The organism is Actinomadura sp. NTSP31 (genome assembly GCF_041951385.1).
GTDB classification, from domain to species: Bacteria; Actinomycetota; Actinomycetes; order Streptosporangiales; family Streptosporangiaceae; genus Spirillospora; species Spirillospora napierensis.
Window position 1 is genome coordinate 389,283 of the sequence record NZ_JBGNUT010000003.1, and the last position, 16,815, is coordinate 406,097.

Genomic DNA, 16,815 nt, shown 5'->3' on the forward strand with positions numbered 1-16,815 from the left:
GATATGGCGGGTGATTCGGACGAGATCTGGCGCGGTCTCGGCCAACGGCGTCCCGGATGGTTAGGGTCGAAAGGGCAGCCCGCCTCCCGAGGAGTCACATGACCACCGTGATCCTGGTCCTGCTCTGCCTTGCGATCGCCGGACGCGAGCTCTACCTGGCCTCCGACAAGCGGCTCCCGCAAGCGCAGGCGGACGTGCGCGACCTGCGCGCCCAGCTGGCCGAGCTCGCCGAGCGGCACGACGCGCTCAAGTCCAGGGTCGACGCCGCGGCCGAGCGGTCCGGGATCCCGATCCCGCGGCCGGCCGCCGACGGCGCGTCCACCGAGGTCATCGACCGGTTGGAGGCGTTCTCCGGACGGGTCGACCGGCTGGAGAAGGAGACCGCCGACCTCGCCGGGGAACTGGCCGGACTCGGCCTCGACCGGGAGGCCCAGCACGCGCTGGCCCGCTCGCTCGACACGGTGGAGCAGGACGTGCGGGAGTTGCACCGGGACATGCTCGAGCGCGTCGACCGCGAGGAGGGCATCGTCCCCGGCGTCCTGCTCAGCGAGGAGGGGGAGGCGGAGGCGCTGCTCGCCGACGCCTACGAGAGGTGCGCCGCCGAGTGCGGGATGCGGGTGCGCGTCCGGGACCAGCGGTCCCCGCAGGCGGCCGACGGCTCCTATCTGGGAACGGTCTACTACCTGTCCGGCCGGCGTTCCGACACGCTGGCCGAGGACCTGCTGTCGCAGGTCGGAAGCCTGATCGACGCGCAGGCCCCGGGCCCGTTGAGCGCGCTGCTCGGCGAGCTGGCGCACCTGCGGGGCGGCGGGATCGCGCGGTTCGGCGCGTTCACCGTGGTCCGCACGTCGAGCGCGCTGCTGTGCGGCGTCCTCCAGGACGACGCGCCCGCCGAGCCCTGGCAGCTCGCGGCGCGCCTCCGCGAGCTGCCGGACGACCGGCGGGCGGACCTGTCCTGGGTCCGCCCCGAGGAGTGATCAGGGCCGGACGAAGCGGGGCTCGGCGCCGTCCGTCCGGTCGACGGCGAACGCCAGCAGGCAGCGGGGCGCGTGCCCGGTGTCGATCTGCAGGCACAGGCCGACGCCCAGATCGGGGTCGATGACCACGGCGCGCCGCAGCGCGCGCAGCGCCCGCCGTGCGCGGGCCCGTGTCCGCGGGCGCGACGGCTCGTGCAGGGTGCCGGTGACCACGCGTGCCGCGTACCGCCAGAGGGCCAGGGAATCGAGGACGCGGACGCCCGCCGAGGTCAGGTTCGCGACGATGACGACGCCACTGTCGTCGTCCTCGCCGGACGCCGCGGGCAGGGCGTCGTCCGGCAGGTCGCGGGGTTCCCGGGGGCCGCCCACCGCGCGGTGGTAGCGCAGCGGGTCGAGGGTGTCGATGACGAAGGCCCCCGCGTACGGCCTGGACGCCCGTGGCCGCCCGGGCCGTGCCCGCACGGGGTTCCGGGCGTTCAGGTGCGCGCTGAGGTCGAAGGCCATGCCGGCGTCGTCGAGCCAGGTGGGCAGGCCGAGCTTGGACGAGGCGGTGCGGTCCAGGCCGTCCACCATGCCGCGGAACTCGTCGGTGCGCCGCGAGAGCGTCGCCGCCATGCCCAGCCCGGGGAACGCCCCCTCCAGGACGGCGATCATCGCGCGCCAGGTCGTGCTGCCCATGAACTCGATCATGAACGCGTCGGCGAGCGCCCGGCGCCGTCCGGGGTCGTCCATGGGCCCCGGCGCGGCGGGGGCCGGACGGGCGGCGAGTCCCCCGCCCCGCGGCCGCGCGGGTTCGGGGCGTGTCACGTCCGGCTTGGTCAGGGAGGGCGGTGGTTCGGCGGTCAGTCCCTTCCCCGGCAGGAAGGGCTCGTCCGCCTCGCCGCCGGGCCGTTCGTGCCGCCCCACGCCGCGCGGTTCTGCGGACTCGCCGGTCTCGGGACCGCCCGGCTGCAGGCCGCCCGGCTTCCGGACGACCCATCGCTCCGGCTCGTCCTCCGGCGGCGCGCCGGAGGCCTCCTCGGGCACCGGCATGCCCGTCCCGTGGGGGGCCCACTGCGGCTCCTCCGGTGGCCGAGACGCCGGGACGTGCGGCGACCATCCGGGCGTCCCTTCCGAGGACGGCACCTCCGCCGCCCTGGACTCGCCCAGGCCCGCCACCGGGTCACGCGACGTCCACGGTGCGGGCTCGCCCTCCGGCGAGGAGGGCGTCCACTGCGAAGGCGGCGCATCGGCCGGCTCGCCGGCGTCCCCTGCCTCCGGAGAGGGAGTTGGCGGGGGCGCTTCGTCGCGGGGCGTCCACGGTGCGGGTTCGCCCTCCGGTGAGGACGGCGCCGGCGGCTGCGGGCCGACCCCACCGGACGCCCACTGCTGGGAGGGCGTGTCTGAGGCCTCCGGGGGCGGAGGTGGCGGAGACGCCTGGTCGTGGGGTGTCCACGGGGCGGGGGTGGTCTCCGGGGATTGCGTCTCGGGGGTGGGCGGTGCGAGGGATGCCTCTGGGGAGTGCGGTGTCCAGTAGGCCGTCGGGTCCGTTCCCTCGCCGGAGGGCGGAGCCGGCGGTTGTGCCTGGTCGCGGGGGGTCCAGGGCGCGGGGGTGGTCTCTGGCGGACTCGCCGGGGGTCGTTGGGCGGGGGACGCCGGGTCGGCCGGGCGCACCGGGTGGGGGGTCCACTCGGGGGGCGATGGATCGGGGGTTCCGGGATCCGGCGGCGGCGTGCCCGGGGGGTCGGCGGCGGCGGGCGGGACGGGGACCCAGTCGGCGGGCTCTTCGGGGCGGGATCTGCTCCTGCCGGCGACATGGACGTCGCCCGGGTGGGGCGGGGGCGCGGGGGCGTCGGGGTCCTCGGAGCCGGGACGGTCGCGTGGGCCGAATCTCACGGTGTCGATCCTGCGCTCTGGACGCGGGGGTCGGCAAGCGGGACGGAGGTCAACGGCGGCCGTCCTGGGCGCCGAAGAGGGCGGTGCAGAGGGATTCGAGGCGGTCGGGGCCGTCGTCGGCGGGCAGGACGGTGAGGACGGGGTCGTCGGGCGCGTCGAGGCGAAGCCGGACGGTGACCTCGCGGCGCATCGGCTCGTCGGTGCCCTGGGCCGCGGCGATGTCCTGGAGGCCGACGGAGACGGTCTCGGGGAGGTCGACGACGAGGGGCTGCTCGCCGGCGGGCAGCCGTTCGTGCCAGAGGTCGAGGACGCGGCGGGCGAGGCCGTTGAGGAGGCGGCCCCAGGGGACGACGAGGGCGGGCGGGACGTTCTCGGTCCGCAGTTCGGGGAGGCCGAACCGGGCGAGGCCGCGGGTGGTGAACCAGAAGCCGTGCGGCCCGGAGGTGTGCGGCAGCAGCATCCAGTCGGTGAGCCGGACGGTGCCGTCGGGCCCGGGCAGCGACCGGGTGAGCTCGTCGTGGCCGAGGATCTGCGGGGTGAAGACGTCGATGGCGGGGGCGGCGCGGGCGGCGGCGACGGCGCCGGCGATGGCGCGGGCGGCCCATTCGTGCGCGGGCGGGTGGCCGGGGCGGTAGGCGGCGCGGACGGCGAGGATGTGCGAGGCGGTGTCGAGGGCGGTGAGGTCGGCGGGCGAGGCGCCGTAGGCGGCGAGGAGGTCGGCGGGCAGCGGCGGGAACTCGTCGGCGGGCCGCTGGTCGAGGGTGACCATGGGGCTGTCGAGCATGCCGAGCGCGAGGTCGCGCAGCGGCGGCGGCGTCCGCGCCGCGATCTCGTCGTGCGCGAGCCGGCCGGGGTCGGCGATCGGCGCGGCCAGCGCGACGGCGTAGGTGGCGTAGAGGGTCTCCGGGACCGGCAGTGTCAGGTTCTCGCCCACATCGTCCCCCGATGGGCCGTTGATGCGCTTCGACACTATCCAGGTGAGCGGACGGGGACGTTGGAAACTATCTGTCGCCGAGGGGACAGTTACCTCCCACCCGCGGGAGGCGGGCCGACGACCTCGGAGTTCACCGCGGCAGCCGGTGCTCGAACCACACCACCTTCCCGCCGTCGGTGCGGTGGGTGCCCCAGCGGGCGGCGAGGTGGCTGACGAGCTGGAGCCCGCGCCCGGATTCGGCGGTGGCGTCGGCGTGGCAGAGGTGCGGCATGTCCTGGCCGTCGTCGTAGACCTCGCAGAGCAGCTCGGCGCCCCGGATGAGCCGCAGCACGATGGACCCGGCGCCGTGCAGCAGGGCGTTGGTGACCAGCTCGCTGACCAGCAGCTGGACGGTGTCGCCGACGGCGTCGAGGCGCCATTCGGTGAGCTTGAAGGCGACCTGGGCGCGGATCCGCGGGACCATGCTCGGCTCGGGGTCCAGCTCCCAGACGGCGACGTCGTCCTTGGGGATGCCGTCGAGGCCGACGGCGACGATGGCGATGTCGTCGGCGGGGGCGGTGGTGGCGAGCGCGTCCAGCAGGTCGTCGCAGGTGTCCTCGAGCGGGTGGGCGAGGCCGGCGAGCCGGCCGCGCAGCTCCTCCAGGCCCTCGTCGATGTCGCGGTCGCGGCGTTCCAGCAGCCCGTCGGTGCACAGCACGAGCCGGGAGCCGTCCTCGACCGGGATCTCGATCGTCTCGAACGGCTCGCCGCCGACGCCGATCGGCAGCCCGGCGGGGACGGGCAGCACGCGGCTGCCGCCGCTCTCGGACACGAGGACGGGCGGGATGTGCCCGGCGTTGGCGAACCGGCAGCGCCGGGCGACGGGGTCGTACACCGCGTACAGGCAGGTGGCGACGTAGCCCTCGCCGAGCCGGCGGGCGAGCGCGTCGAGCTGGCGGAGCAGCAGGTCGGGGCGCATGTCCTCGACGGCGAGGGTGCGCACGGCGGTGCGCATCTGGCCCATGATCGCGGCGGAGGTGAGGCCGTGCCCCATCACGTCGCCGACGACGATGCCGAGCCGGCGGCCGGGCAGCGGGAACGCGTCGAACCAGTCGCCGCCGACCTGGGCGGCCTGCCCGGCGGGCCGGTACCGGTAGTGGACGCGGGCGCCGGGCACCTCGGGCGGGTCGGCGGGCAGCATGCTGCGCTGCAGTTCCTGCGCGACCTGGACCTCGCGCCGGTAGAGCCGCCCGTTGTCGACGCACAGCGCGGCGCGGCGGGCGAGCTCGTCGACCATGGCGAGGTCGAGCTCGCCGAAGCCGGGGCGGTCGGGCTTGCGCAGCAGCTTGAAGGTGCCGAGCACCCGGCCGCGCGCGATCAGCGGGACGACCAGCAGGTCGCGGCCGGTGAACAGGGGGCGCAGGTCGCGGCCGCCGAGCGCGTCGGACAGCCGGGCCGCGTGCGCGGCGTCCATCCGCGCGATGTGCACCGGGCGGCCGGTGCTCATGGCCTGGACGAACGGGGTGCCGGCGGCCAGCCGCAGCGTCCCGTTCTCCGGGAGGACCCGCTCCCAGCTTCCGGGCTCGTCGTTGTGGGCGACGGCGACGCGGCGCATCTGGGCGGTCTCGTCGAGGTCGACGGCGGGCTGGGCGGAGTCGGCGACGACGCTTTCGAGCAGTTCGACGGCGGCGAGGTCGGCGACCCGCGGGACGAGGACCTCGGCGAGGGTGCGGGCGGCCTGGAGGTGGTCGAGGGAGCCGCCGATCTGCTGGCCGGCCTCGCTGAGGAAGGTCAGCGTCTCGTTCTCGTCGGCGCCCGGTGCGCGGGTCTCCCCGTCGGCGTGCGCGCCGTCGGCGCCGGCCGCGGCGGCGGCGCGGGGGCGGATGCGCAGGGCCCGGGGCATGTCGCCGATGTGCGGGACGACGGGCAGCCGCAGGGTCATGCTGAGCGAGACGGCGGGCCGGCCGAGGTCGAGGACGCGGGACGCGATCGCCTCGGCGGCGGCCGTGCCGGCGGCGGGCAGCAGTTCGGCGAGGCGGCGGACGAGCGGCCCGTCGCCGTGCCCGTCGTCCCCGGAGCCGCCCCCGGAGCCGTTCGCGCCGGACGCGCCCGACGCGGCCGAGCCGGCCGCGGCGAGACCGTCCCCGGGCGGGCCGAGGACGGGTTCGACGCGCAGCATCCGGGCTCCGGCGGCGCGCCGCGCGGAGCCGTCGGGCGCGGCGACGAGGACGTCGTCCATCGCCAGGCCGGGGCCGTCCTCGCGCAGCCGGCGCAGGTCGGCGGCGAGCGCGAGGACGCGGACGGCCCCCTGGGCGCCGTCCGGCCCGATGCCGTCCGGCCCGGTGCCGTCCGGCCCGAGGGGGTACACCCACCAGCCGACCTCGGCGGGCTCGCCGTCGTCGACGCGCGGCACCATGCAGGCGCCGCACCAGACGTGCCCGAACGCCTCCGGTACGAAGGCGCCGCGGTGCTCCTGCGGGATGCGCAGGAGCGAGGCGGGGGAACGGCCGGCGGCCTGGAGCGGGCCGACGCCGAACAGCTCGGTGGCGGCGTGGTTCCAGTGGTTGATGCGGCCGTGCTCGTTGAGGGTGAAGGCGGCCATGCTGATGACGCCCAGCAAGGGCTGGTCGAGGAACCGGGGCGGTCTGGCCCCGGCGCGGTGGTCGGCCGGGGCGGCGAGGGCCGCGCCCGGCGGCGGCTGCTGTTCTCCGGCGTGCTGTGCTCCGGCGATGGTCACGCGGATCCCTCCCCTGGACGAAGATGCTGCGTTGCATCCGGCAACCCGCGGTGAAGGGGACGTTACCTCGGGTGAGGGACATTCACCGGTGTTCTCGCGAAGTCGGCACGGGTGAGTACTCACTCAGTACGCTGGAAGTGCTACTGTCCAGCGACGGAGCGGAAGGAGGCGCGGTGGCGGCGGGCAGGGCGGCGGGCAGGGCCGCGGGGCGGTCGACGGCCGGCGAGCCGATGCGGGAGCGGATCCTCGCGGCGGCGGTCGAGGTGATCCGGGAGCGCGGGATCACCGCCGCGACGACCAAGGAGATCGCGCGCGGCGCGGGCGTCTCCGAGGGCAGCCTCTACAACCATTTCGCCAACAAGACAGCCCTGTTCGCGGCGGCGCTGGGCGAGGTCGCCGCCACGGCGCGCACCGCGATGGCGGCCCTCGCGGGGTCCGCCGGCGAGGGAACGGTCGAAGGCAACCTGACCCGGCTGGGCGCCGCCATGGTGGCCTTCTACGGCGAGCTGCTGCCGATGATCGGCCCGGTGCTGGCCGACCCCGACCTGATCGCCTGGCTGCGCGCGGACGGGCCCGTCCGCGCGCAGCGGCGGGCCGCGGCCACAACCGGCCGCGGCGTCGATCCGGCGCTCGCGCCCGGCTCCCCCGGCGGGCCGCCGTCCGGGCCTCCCGGCGGCCCCGCGGCCGGACCGGTCCTCGGCCATGCCGCGCTGATCGGCTACCTGGAGGCGGAGCAGCGGGCCGGACGGCTGGCGGAAGGGGCGCCGCTGCCGTCCATCGCCGCCGCAGTGCTCGGCGGCTGCCAGCAGCACGCGTTCCTGATCCGGCTCGCGGGCCCGGAGGCGGTCGAGGCCGGTGCCCGGCTCCCCGCCGGCCCGGAGGAGTTCGCAGCCCAGCTCGTCCGGACGGTGCTGGCGGGGCATCTGCCGTCCTGACCCCGGCCACCGCCGCGCGAGCCGCGAGGCGCATCGCCGTCCTAGAGAAGGCCCGCCGAACAGGGCTTTATAGCGCCCCTTCAGCCGCGGTTCCGCCGACACGCCACGGTATGTGACGGACGCCACGCAACCTTTCGGCCCCCTCCCGGCGTCTTACCTATCGGGAAGCCACCAGAGCGTGGATGCGCCCGACCGACCACGACCCGCGACGTCCCGGACACCGGGGTCGCCCTGGCACGACCGGCCCGCGCACCCGCCTCCCGGCCCGCGCCGACGCGGCGCCGGACCCCCGACCACGCCGGACGATCTCCCCCCGGGAGATCGGCGCGAATCCGCGAGGCCCATCTCGCTGGACCGTGCCAACACCGGCCCGAACCCGTCGGGAGAAGTGGCGCGTACCACCTGAACGGGGGGCGGTCATTCCGCCCGGTACGCGCGTGCCGCCGAGCACGCGCAGGCAACCGGCCCTTCACGGGGTCACGACCACGGGGAGCGATGATGACCGCTGTCACCATGCCCGTCCGCGACACCACCGCCACCGCGCGCGTCAACGACACCGCGCGCATCACCGGCGACGACCTCCGCCTCGGCGGCGACGTGCAGGAGGGGCGCACCGAGCGCTACGAGCGCGACGTCCTGCCGCTGGCCGACCCGCTGTACGCCAGCGCCGTGCGGATGACGCGCAACAGCGCCGACGCCGAGGACCTCGTCCAGGAGACCCTGGCCAAGGCCTACGTGAACTTCCACCAGTTCCAGGAGGGCACGAACCTCAAGGCGTGGCTGCACCGGATCCTCACCAACAACTTCATCAACACCTACCGCAAGAAGCAGCGCGAGCCCCAGCGCGCCGGCTCGGAGGAGCTGGAGGAGTGGCAGCTCGCGCAGACCGAGGCGTCCTCGTCCGGGTTCCGGTCCGCCGAGTCCGAGGCGCTCGACCGCATCCCCGACGCGGGGGTGGTCGACGCGCTGCGCGCCCTGCCGAAGGACTTCCGGGACGCGGTCTACCTCGCCGATGTCGAGGGCTACGCCTACAAGGAGATCGCCGACATGATGGGGACCCCCATCGGCACGGTGATGTCCCGCCTGCACCGCGGGCGCAAGCAGCTCCGCGAGGCCCTCGCGGACCACAGGCGGGCCGCCCACATCCTCGCGGCCTGACCCCCGGCTCCGCGCCCCTCACGCCCTTCACGCCCCTCCGACCCGATCCCGCGGTTACCCCGTGACCGCGGGATCGGCCATTCGCCTGCACGTTTCGTAGTCACATGGATACATTGAGCGACGGTCCCTCCGATCGTCGGGAGTAGCCATGTCGAACATCACCGCCGTCATCGCGGGCGCCGTGATCGCGCTTTCGCCCACCGTCCACGCGCACGACCCGGACGGAAAGACGTCCCTCCGGCTGACGCTGACGCACCCGGGCCGCAACGCGTCGGGAACGCACGCGGTGACGCTTTCGTGCGATCCGCCCGGCGGGCGGCATCCCGATCCGGCCCGCGCCTGCTCCGAACTGGAGGGGGCGGGCGGGAAGTTCGCGCACGCCCCGGACGGCCGGATGTGCACCCAGGTCTACGCGCCGGTGGTCGCGGCGGCGGAGGGAAGCTGGCACGGCAACCCGGTCTCGTTCCACGCCCACTTCGCCAACGACTGCGTGATGCACTCCCGCACCGGCACCGTGTTCGCGTTCTGACGTGCGCCGTCCGCGTGCGCCTCTGACGTGCGCCGTTCTCGTGCGCCCTTCACGTGCGCCGTTCGCGTTCCGGTGGACTCCGCGCCAGGTCATCAAGACCGTCCGCATAGGCGCGCCGACCGTGGGTAGGGCGCGCACACGGGCCACGCGAGCCGCCGGTTATTCGAGAGGATGTGCGCGCGATGCCACGAAGGGTCAGCGACATCATGACCCCGGCTCCACAGGTGTTGCCGCTGGACGCGACGCTGTACGAGGCGGCCCGGGTGATGCGGGACGAGGGGATCGGCGACGTCCTGGTCACCTACGCCGGTCAGCTGTGCGGGATGGTCACCGACCGCGACATCGTGGTGCGGGCGGTCGCGGAGAGCCGCGACACGTCGCTGACGCCGCTGGGCGACGTCTGCACCGCCGAACTCTGCACCGTGCACCCGGAGGACGACACCGAGACGGTGGCGCGGCTGATGGTCGAGCGGGCCATCCGGCGGCTTCCGGTGGTGGACGGCGGCCGGCGGCCGGTGGGCATCGTGTCGATCGGCGACCTCGCGGTGGCGAACGGGCAGAAGGACAGCCCGCTCCCCGAGATCAGCAAGGCCCCGCCGAACAACTGACCCCGGCGCGGGCCGGCAGGGCCGGCAGGGCCGGGGCGGGCGGAAGGGCCTTGTGTCGGGCGGCGGTGCCCGGCACGACGTGGCGCAGGATAACGTCATAAGCGTGGCTCCAACCGAAACGGTGCTCACCGACCAGCTCGCCGTGGAGATCGCCCGGCTGGGGGTCGTCGGCGAGTCCTCGGACGTCGGCACCCTGCACCGGGTGACCGAGCTGGCGTCGCGCGCCGTGCCCGGCTGCGCGGGCGCCGCGTGCGTCCGCTGGGCGCTGCCGCCGGCGCCCCTGGCCGACTCTGTCGCGGCGCTGGGCGCGGCGACAGATCCGGCGCCGCGACCGTCGGGCGTTCCGCGCGTCCCGCGGCAGCAGGGCACGCCCCGGCGGCTCACCGACGGCCTCGATCCGGACGAGCCCGGTGACGCGGTGCCGGACGAGCTCCCGTCGCCGGACGCGGAGCGGCCCGAGCCGCTGGCCGCCGCCGCCAGCCATCCCGACATCGCCGAGGTCACCGACCGGCAGCTGTCGCGGGGCCGCGGCCCGATCTTCGACGTGGTCATGGACCGCCGCGCGCTGAACTGCGACGACATCCTGGCCGAGACCCGCTGGCCGGAGGCGGTGTCGGACATGCTGCGCCGCGGGGTGCGGTGCTTCACCACCTCCCCGCACCTGAACCCGCCGGTGCTCGTCACGCTGACGCTGTACGGGGTGACGCCCAAGGCGCTGGGGCACGGCCGGCTCGCGCTGGTCTCGCTGCTGATGGCGCAGGGAACCGCGACGATGTCGAACGCCCAGCAGTACGACGACGTGCACCGGACCGCCGTCCAGCTGCAGGAGGCGGTGGAGGCGCGCGCCGTCGTCGACCAGGCGAAGGGCATCCTGATGCACGCCCTCGGCTGCGGCGCCGACGAGGCGTTCGCGGAGATGCGCCGCATCTCCCAGACCCGGCATGTGAAACTGACCGCACTGGCGCAGCGAATCGTCGGTGACCAGGGGCTTCGCTAGATCCCGCGCTAGGCGCACGGAGGTGACCGGCATAGGCTGCGAGATGCAGTCGTCGAGACCGCGGTCGTAACGAGCAGAGCCACGAAACCGATCATCTTCAACCGTGCCTCGCGGAGACAGAGGGAGACCCGTTGCACGATCAGCCCGATCAGCTCGAACCCGAGTCCCTGGTGCGGGAGATCTCGGACCTCGAGGGGCGCATCGGTGCGCTGCGCCAGGCGGCGGGCATGCCCGACACCGACCTGCGCGCCACCCTGGACGCCGCCCTGGAGGAACTGGAGCTGGCGCTGACGGCGCTGCGCACCCTCGGCGCCGAGCAGGGCTCCGAGCAGGCCGGGTCGAACGCGGCCGAGAACGAGCGGCGGGTGCTGCGGACGGTCTTCCAGGACGCGCCCGTGCCGCTGTTCCTGCTGGACCGCAACACCAGCGTCCGGCGGGCGAACCGGCAGGCGGCGGAGCTGCTCGGCACCTCGGCCGGATACGTCTCGGGCAAGCAGTTCACCGCGTTCTGCGATCTGGCGACCCGCGCGGCCGTCCGCTCGCAGCTGGCCGCGGTGGTGCGGACGGGACGGCGGCGGCGGGTGCCCGTGCGGTTCCTGGGCCGGGAGCGTCCGGTGGACGCGGTCGTGACGCTGGCCCGGGTGTGGATCCGCGGGGAGCCGGACCCGATGGTGGTGGTCGCGGCCGGCGCCGCCAAACCGCCGGCCGACGGGCCGTCCTCCGACGGCGCCGGCGCGGGCACGCGCGACGCGGGCGGGTCGGGACGGGCCGCGGCGGCGAAGCGGGACCGCGGCGGGCGGCCCGCGCGGCGGCCGGACGAGGGGACGCCCCGCGTGCCCGAGCCGGCGGCGCCGCCGCGGGCCGGAGCGGCGCAGGCCGGGGCGGCGCAGGCCGGGCCGACGCAGCCGCAGGCCCGCATCGACGACGAGGCCGTGGCCACGATCGTGCACCGGATGGACGTGCTGGCCACCGCCAGCGAGCTGCTGCTGGACGAGCCGGTCTTCAACGAGACGGTCGCGGTCCGGCGGTGCGCGCGGCTGCTGGCCGCCGAGCTGGCCGACTGGGCGTTCATCGACCTGACCGTCGCGAACGGCGGCGCGCCGCAGGGCGACGCCGCGGCGGCGGGGGCGGCGCCCGTCCTGCACCGCCAGGTCGTGATGGGCCCGGACGACGAGTACTCCGTCGAGGCGGCGCGGACGCTGCAGGAGCTGCGGCCGGCCGCCGGAACGCTCCCGTACGACGTGTTCGCCACCCGGCAGAGCGCGCTGCGGCCGCACGTGGAGGACCTGGAGGAACTGGGAAAGGCCGCCGACGGCATCCCGATCTGCGCCAAGATCGGCGCGACGTCGCTGCTGAGCGTCCCGGTGGAGGACGGCGAGCGGTGCCTCGGCTCGATCACGCTCGCCTCCGGCGGCGAGTACGGGCCGTTCGACCTGATGGACCTCGGGGTCGTGCAGCGGCTCGGCCGCTACCTGGCGCTGGTGATCCGGGCGGCGCGGCTCTACCGGCGCCGCGCCGAGGTCGCCGACTCGCTGCAGGCGAGCCTGCTGCCGCGGGCGCTGCCCGCCATCCCGGGGGCGACGGTGGCGGCGCGCTACCTGACGGCGACGCACGGCGCGGAGGTCGGCGGCGACTTCTACGACGTGTTCCGGGTCGGGGACGGCTGGGGCCTGGTCCTCGGCGACGTGTGCGGCAAGGGCGAGGACGCGGCGGCCGTGACCGCGACGGCCCGGCACTGCATGCGGCTGGCGGCGCGGTGGAAGGCGCGGCCGGGCGAGATCCTCGGCATGGCGAACGACGCGCTGCTGGACGAGGACCGGTTCGTCACCGCGATCATGGCGGGGGTGGAGATGGCCCCCGACCGGGTCACGGTGTCGCTGGGCACGGCCGGTCACCCGCCGGCGATCATCGTCCGCGCGGACGGGGTGATCAGGTCGGCGTCGCGCGGCGGCGTGCCGCTCGGCCTGTTCGAGGACTTCGAGGCCGGCGCGGACACCATCGACCTCGGCGTCGGCGACACGCTGATCCTGCACTCGGACGGGGTGCTGGAGGCGTGCGACCACGCGCGCCAGGAGTTCGGGCAGGAGCGGCTGCTGGAGGCGCTGGCGGCGCGCGCGGGCGGCAGCGCGGAGGAGATGCTCGGCGCGGTGGAGCAGGCGCTGCTGGAGTTCTGCGACGGCGACCTGCGCGACGACGTGTCGATGCTCGCGCTCCGGGTGGAGGCCCCCACCCTCGACTGAGCCCGGGCGGTCCGGAGCCCGGACCCGGTGGTGATGGTCGTTTTGCCGGGTAAGAGGCGTTCATGAGCGTCGACCCCTCGTCCAAACCGCGCAACGAGACCGAGCACGAGCGCCTCGACCGGCAACTGATGGAACTGCTCCAGGGCTTCCGGGTGGCCACCACGGGCGTGCAGGTGCTGTTCGCGTTCCTGCTGACCGTCCCGTTCTCCAAGGGATGGACGCAGGTGGACGAGGCCGGGAAGGCGCTGTTCTACGTGGCGCTGTTCGGGGCCGCGCTCGCCTCGGTCTGCTTCATCGCGCCGGTGTTCCAGCACCGGATCCTGTTCCAGCTCAACAAGAAGCCGCTGCTGATCAGGCGCGCGAACCGGTTCGGGATCCTCGGCGCGTTCGCGCTGGCGGTGTCGATCACCGCGTCCACCACGCTGATCGTGCAGACGCTCGCGGTGGACACCGCGGCGGTCGGCACGGCGCTGGCCGTCCTGGCGCTGTGCGGGTGGGCGTGGTTCGTCCAGCCCTACCTGACCCGGCTGTCGGCGGGCGGCCGCGCGGAGCGGGACGGGGAGTCCTGACCGCGCGGCCGCCCGGAAGGGCTCAGTACGCCTTGCCGAAGATCACGCGCTTGCCGTAGGCGGAGGGCTCCCCGCACTTGACGCACACGCCGCTCTCCTCGGGCGCCTCCGCCGGGATGACGCGGGGCGTCGCCGCGGTCTCGGCCTTGATCTCGTCCTCGCAGGCGGTGCGGCCGCAGTGGAACGCGCGGGCCCAGCCGGAGGCGACCTGCGCGGTGAACGCGTCCCAGGCGTCCACGCCGGCGGTGTGCTCCTCGCGGAACGCCTCGGCCCGGGCCAGCAGGAACGACTGGAACTCGGCGAGGATCCCGGGCAGCACCTCCGGCACCTTCTCCAGCGGGATCTGCTCCTTGCCCTGGCCCTCGACGACCGGGAGGCGCCGGACGACGGTCGCGACGCCGGCCTCGATGTCGCGCTTGCCGAGCTCGATGCGGACCGGGACGCCGCGCATCTCCCACTCGTTGAACTTGAACCCGGGCGACAGCTGCGGGCGGTTGTCGTCGACGTGCACGCGGATGCCCATCGACTTGATCGCCTGGCCGAGCCGGCGCGCCTCCGCGGCGGCCTGCTCGCCCTGCTCCTTGCGCCCGATCGGGACGATCACCACCTGGTAGGGGGCGAGGCGCGGCGGCAGCACGAGGCCCTTGTCGTCCCCGTGCGTCATGATCATGCCGCCGATCATGCGGGTGCTCATGCCCCAGGACGTGGTGTGCGCCAGGGTCAGCTTGCCCGCCTCGTCCTGGTACTGGATCTCGAACGCCTTGGCGAAGTTCGTGCCGAGGTAGTGCGAGGTGCCGGCCTGCAGGGCCCGGCCGTCCCGCATCATGCCCTCGATCGTGTACGTGCGGACGGCGCCGGCGAACCGCTCGCCGGGCGTCTTCTCCCCGGCGATCACCGGCATCGCGGCGAGCTCGCGCGCCACGGCGGCGTAGGCGTCCAGCGCCCACATCGTCTCGCGCATCGCGTCGTCCTCGTCGATGTGCGCGGTGTGCCCCTCCTGCCAGAGGAACTCGGTGGTGCGCAGGAACATCCGCGGCCGCATCTCCCAGCGGACCACGTTCGCCCACTGGTTCAGCAGCAGCGGCAGGTCGCGGTGCGAGTCGATCCACTTGGCCATGTACTCGCCGATGACGGTCTCGGAGGTCGGCCGCATGACCAGCGGTTCCTCCAGGTCCTTCCCGCCCGCGTGCGTCACGACCGCCAGCTCCGGGGAGAAGCCCTCGACGTGTTCGGCCTCGCGCTTGAAGTAGGACTCCGGGATCAGCATCGGGAAGCAGGCGTTGTCGTGCCCCGCGTCCTTGATGCGCCGGTCCAGGTCGGCCTGGAGCAGCTCCCACACCCGGTAACCGTACGGGCGGATGACCATCGTGCCGCGAACGGGACCGCGGTCCACGAGCTGGGCCTGCACGACCAGCTCGTTGTACCAGGCGGAGAAATCCTCGCTCTGCGGCGTCACACCTTCTCGACTCACAGCGAACAAGGGTACTGACCGGCGGCATGGGCTAGGGCCGCTTCGCTACCCTCGCGTGAATGCGCTGGTCCCAGATGTTCGCGCCCACGCTCCGCGACGACCCCGCCGAGGCGGACGCGCCGAGCCACCGGCTACTGCTGCGCGCGGGCTACGTCCGGCAGCTGACGGCCGGTCACTACAGCCTGCTGCCGCTCGCCGTCCGCGTCCGGGCGAAGATCATCGAGATCGTCCGGCAGGAGATGGACGCGATCGGCGCGCAGCAGATGCTGCTGCCCGCGCTGCACCCGGCGGAACCGTGGCGGCGGTCGGGCCGCTGGGAGCTGATGGGGCAGGAGATGTTCCGGCTGAAGGACCGGCGCGGCGCCGACCACGCGCTCGGCATGACCCACGAGGAGATCTTCGCGACCGTCGCCCGCGAGCTGAACTCCTACAAGCAGCTGCCGCAGCAGTGGTACCAGTTCCAGACGAAGTTCCGGGACGAGCCGCGTCCCAAGGGCGGCCTCATGCGGACACGCGAGTTCACCATGAAGGACGCCTACAGCTTCGACATCGACCGCGCCGGCCTGGACGTCTCGTTCGACGCCTACCACGGCGCCTACACGCGGATCTTCGCGCGGCTGGGGCTGCCGGCGCTGGCGTGCGAGGCGTCCAGCGGGACCATGGGGGGCGCCGGGTCCACGGAGTTCATGTGCCCCGCCGACGTCGGCGAGGACCTGGTCGCCCACTCCCCCGCCTGCGGGTACGCGGCGAACATCGAGCGCGCCACGTCCGCGCTGCCGCCCGCGTCCGACGGCCCGGGGCTGCCCGCGCCCGAGCGCTTCGCCACGCCCGGCGTCCGCACGATCGACGACCTCCGCGCCTATGACGCGCCGGGCGACCGGCAGATCAAGACGCTCGTCTACGTCCTGGACGGCACGCTCACGCTCGTGCTGCTGCGCGGCGACCACGCGCTCAACGAGCAGAAGCTCGTGGACGCGACCGGCGCCGCCGAGATCCGCGCCGCCGAGCCCACCGAGATCCAGCAGGCCCTCGGCGCCCTGCCCGGCAGCCTCGGCGCGGTCGGCGTGACGCTCCCGGTGATCGCGGACGAGGCGCTGCGCGGCCGGAGCGACATGTTCACCGGCGCGAACATCGACGACATGCACCTGCGCGGCGTCGACGTCGCCCGCGACATCACCGTCGGGACCTGGGCGGACCTGCGCGAGGTCGGCGCCGGCGAGCCGTGCCCGCGCTGCGGGGAGCCGCTGGAGATCGTCCGGGCGATCGAGATCGGGCACATCTTCAAGCTCGGCGACCGGTACGCCCGGGCGCTCGGCGTCGAGGTCCTCGATCCCGGCGGCAAGCGGGTGCCGGTCGTGATGGGCAGCTACGGCATCGGCATAGAGCGGGCCATGGCCGCGATCGTGGAGACCCACCACGACGAGCGCGGGATCGTCTGGCCGGTCGCCGTGGCGCCGTTCCAGGTCGCGGTCGTGATCGCGCAGTCCGACGACGCGGACGTGGCGGCGGCGGCCGAGGCGATCTACGCCGCCCTCCGGGACGCCGGCGTGGACGTCGTGATCGACGATCGGGCCGAGCGGGCCGGCGTGAAGTTCCGCGACGTGGAGCTGACCGGCATCCCGTACCGGATCACGGTCGGCCGCCGCGGCCTCGCCGAGGGCGCGGCGGAGGTGACCGTCCGGGCGACCGGCGACACCGAGAAGGTCCCGCTGGACGCGGCCGCCGCCCGCGTCCGAACGCTCCTGGAGTCCTTCTGACGTAGGGCCCGGGGGCCGGAAATCGGTTTGACGGGGGCGCGGCGCCTTC

Annotated in this window: 13 protein-coding genes; 9 read left to right on the top strand and 4 right to left on the bottom strand. The window is 74.6% G+C overall.

The window, feature by feature from the left end:
* Window positions 1–98: 98 nt before the first annotated feature.
* Complete coding sequence (locus ACA514_RS06995; protein ID WP_375040181.1) at window positions 99–977, top strand: hypothetical protein; 879 nt, start codon at window positions 99–101, stop codon at window positions 975–977.
* Here ACA514_RS06995 and ACA514_RS07000 read toward each other — a convergent pair whose 3' ends face one another.
* From ACA514_RS07000 to ACA514_RS07010, 3 genes are all read right to left on the bottom strand, one after another.
* Window positions 978–2,009, bottom strand: a complete 1,032-nt coding sequence (locus ACA514_RS07000) for a hypothetical protein (protein ID WP_375040182.1) — start codon at window positions 2,007–2,009, stop codon at window positions 978–980.
* Window positions 2,010–2,901: 892 nt separating this feature from the next.
* Complete coding sequence (locus tag ACA514_RS07005; RefSeq protein WP_375040183.1) at window positions 2,902–3,786, bottom strand: hypothetical protein; 885 nt, start codon at window positions 3,784–3,786, stop codon at window positions 2,902–2,904.
* Window positions 3,787–3,916: 130 nt separating this feature from the next.
* Window positions 3,917–6,502 (bottom strand): SpoIIE family protein phosphatase, encoded by a 2,586-nt coding sequence (locus ACA514_RS07010; protein ID WP_375040184.1) that lies wholly within the window; start codon window positions 6,500–6,502, stop codon window positions 3,917–3,919.
* Between the two features lie 173 nt (window positions 6,503–6,675).
* On the opposite strand from ACA514_RS07010, the gene ACA514_RS07015 reads away from it, so the two are divergent.
* The 7 genes from ACA514_RS07015 to ACA514_RS07045 all read left to right on the top strand — a co-directional run bounded on the left by ACA514_RS07015 (window position 6,676) and on the right by ACA514_RS07045 (window position 13,538).
* Window positions 6,676–7,437 carry a TetR/AcrR family transcriptional regulator gene (locus ACA514_RS07015; protein WP_375040185.1) on the top strand — a complete coding sequence of 254 codons (762 nt, stop codon included), beginning with the start codon at window positions 6,676–6,678 and terminating at the stop codon, window positions 7,435–7,437.
* 498 nt (window positions 7,438–7,935) lie between these two features.
* Entirely contained in the window at window positions 7,936–8,595 is a 660-nt protein-coding gene (locus ACA514_RS07020; protein WP_375040186.1) for a sigma-70 family RNA polymerase sigma factor, read from the top strand.
* A gap of 148 nt (window positions 8,596–8,743) precedes the next feature.
* Window positions 8,744–9,124 (top strand): SSI family serine proteinase inhibitor, encoded by a 381-nt coding sequence (locus ACA514_RS07025; protein ID WP_375040187.1) that lies wholly within the window; start codon window positions 8,744–8,746, stop codon window positions 9,122–9,124.
* Window positions 9,125–9,306: 182 nt separating this feature from the next.
* Window positions 9,307–9,732, top strand: a complete 426-nt coding sequence (locus ACA514_RS07030; protein WP_344265329.1) for a CBS domain-containing protein — start codon at window positions 9,307–9,309, stop codon at window positions 9,730–9,732.
* A gap of 103 nt (window positions 9,733–9,835) precedes the next feature.
* Window positions 9,836–10,729, top strand: coding sequence for an ANTAR domain-containing protein (locus ACA514_RS07035; RefSeq protein ID WP_375040188.1), 894 nt, complete (start codon window positions 9,836–9,838; stop codon window positions 10,727–10,729).
* Window positions 10,730–10,860: 131 nt separating this feature from the next.
* Window positions 10,861–12,969: a SpoIIE family protein phosphatase gene (locus ACA514_RS07040; protein ID WP_375040189.1), complete on the top strand. Its 2,109-nt coding sequence runs from the start codon at window positions 10,861–10,863 to the stop codon at window positions 12,967–12,969.
* Window positions 12,970–13,031: 62 nt separating this feature from the next.
* Window positions 13,032–13,538 carry a DUF6328 family protein gene (locus ACA514_RS07045; protein ID WP_375040190.1) on the top strand — a complete coding sequence of 169 codons (507 nt, stop codon included), beginning with the start codon at window positions 13,032–13,034 and terminating at the stop codon, window positions 13,536–13,538.
* Between the two features lie 22 nt (window positions 13,539–13,560).
* Here ACA514_RS07045 and proS read toward each other — a convergent pair whose 3' ends face one another.
* Window positions 13,561–15,009 carry a proline--tRNA ligase gene (gene proS, locus ACA514_RS07050; RefSeq protein WP_375040191.1) on the bottom strand — a complete coding sequence of 483 codons (1,449 nt, stop codon included), beginning with the start codon at window positions 15,007–15,009 and terminating at the stop codon, window positions 13,561–13,563.
* Between the two features lie 59 nt (window positions 15,010–15,068).
* On the opposite strand from proS, the gene ACA514_RS07055 reads away from it, so the two are divergent.
* Window positions 15,069–16,766: a proline--tRNA ligase gene (locus ACA514_RS07055; RefSeq protein WP_375040192.1), complete on the top strand. Its 1,698-nt coding sequence runs from the start codon at window positions 15,069–15,071 to the stop codon at window positions 16,764–16,766.
* Window positions 16,767–16,815: the final 49 nt, after the last annotated feature.

Coding starts and splice junctions, on each gene's coding strand:
- ACA514_RS06995 (WP_375040181.1), top strand. CDS start 99: ATGACCACCGTGATCCTGGTCCTGCTCTGCCTTGCGATCGCCGGACGC.
- ACA514_RS07000 (WP_375040182.1), bottom strand. CDS start 2,009: ATGCCGGTGCCCGAGGAGGCCTCCGGCGCGCCGCCGGAGGACGAGCCG.
- ACA514_RS07020 (WP_375040186.1), top strand. CDS start 7,936: ATGACCGCTGTCACCATGCCCGTCCGCGACACCACCGCCACCGCGCGC.
- ACA514_RS07025 (WP_375040187.1), top strand. CDS start 8,744: ATGTCGAACATCACCGCCGTCATCGCGGGCGCCGTGATCGCGCTTTCG.
- ACA514_RS07030 (WP_344265329.1), top strand. CDS start 9,307: ATGCCACGAAGGGTCAGCGACATCATGACCCCGGCTCCACAGGTGTTG.
- ACA514_RS07045 (WP_375040190.1), top strand. CDS start 13,032: ATGAGCGTCGACCCCTCGTCCAAACCGCGCAACGAGACCGAGCACGAG.
- ACA514_RS07055 (WP_375040192.1), top strand. CDS start 15,069: ATGCGCTGGTCCCAGATGTTCGCGCCCACGCTCCGCGACGACCCCGCC.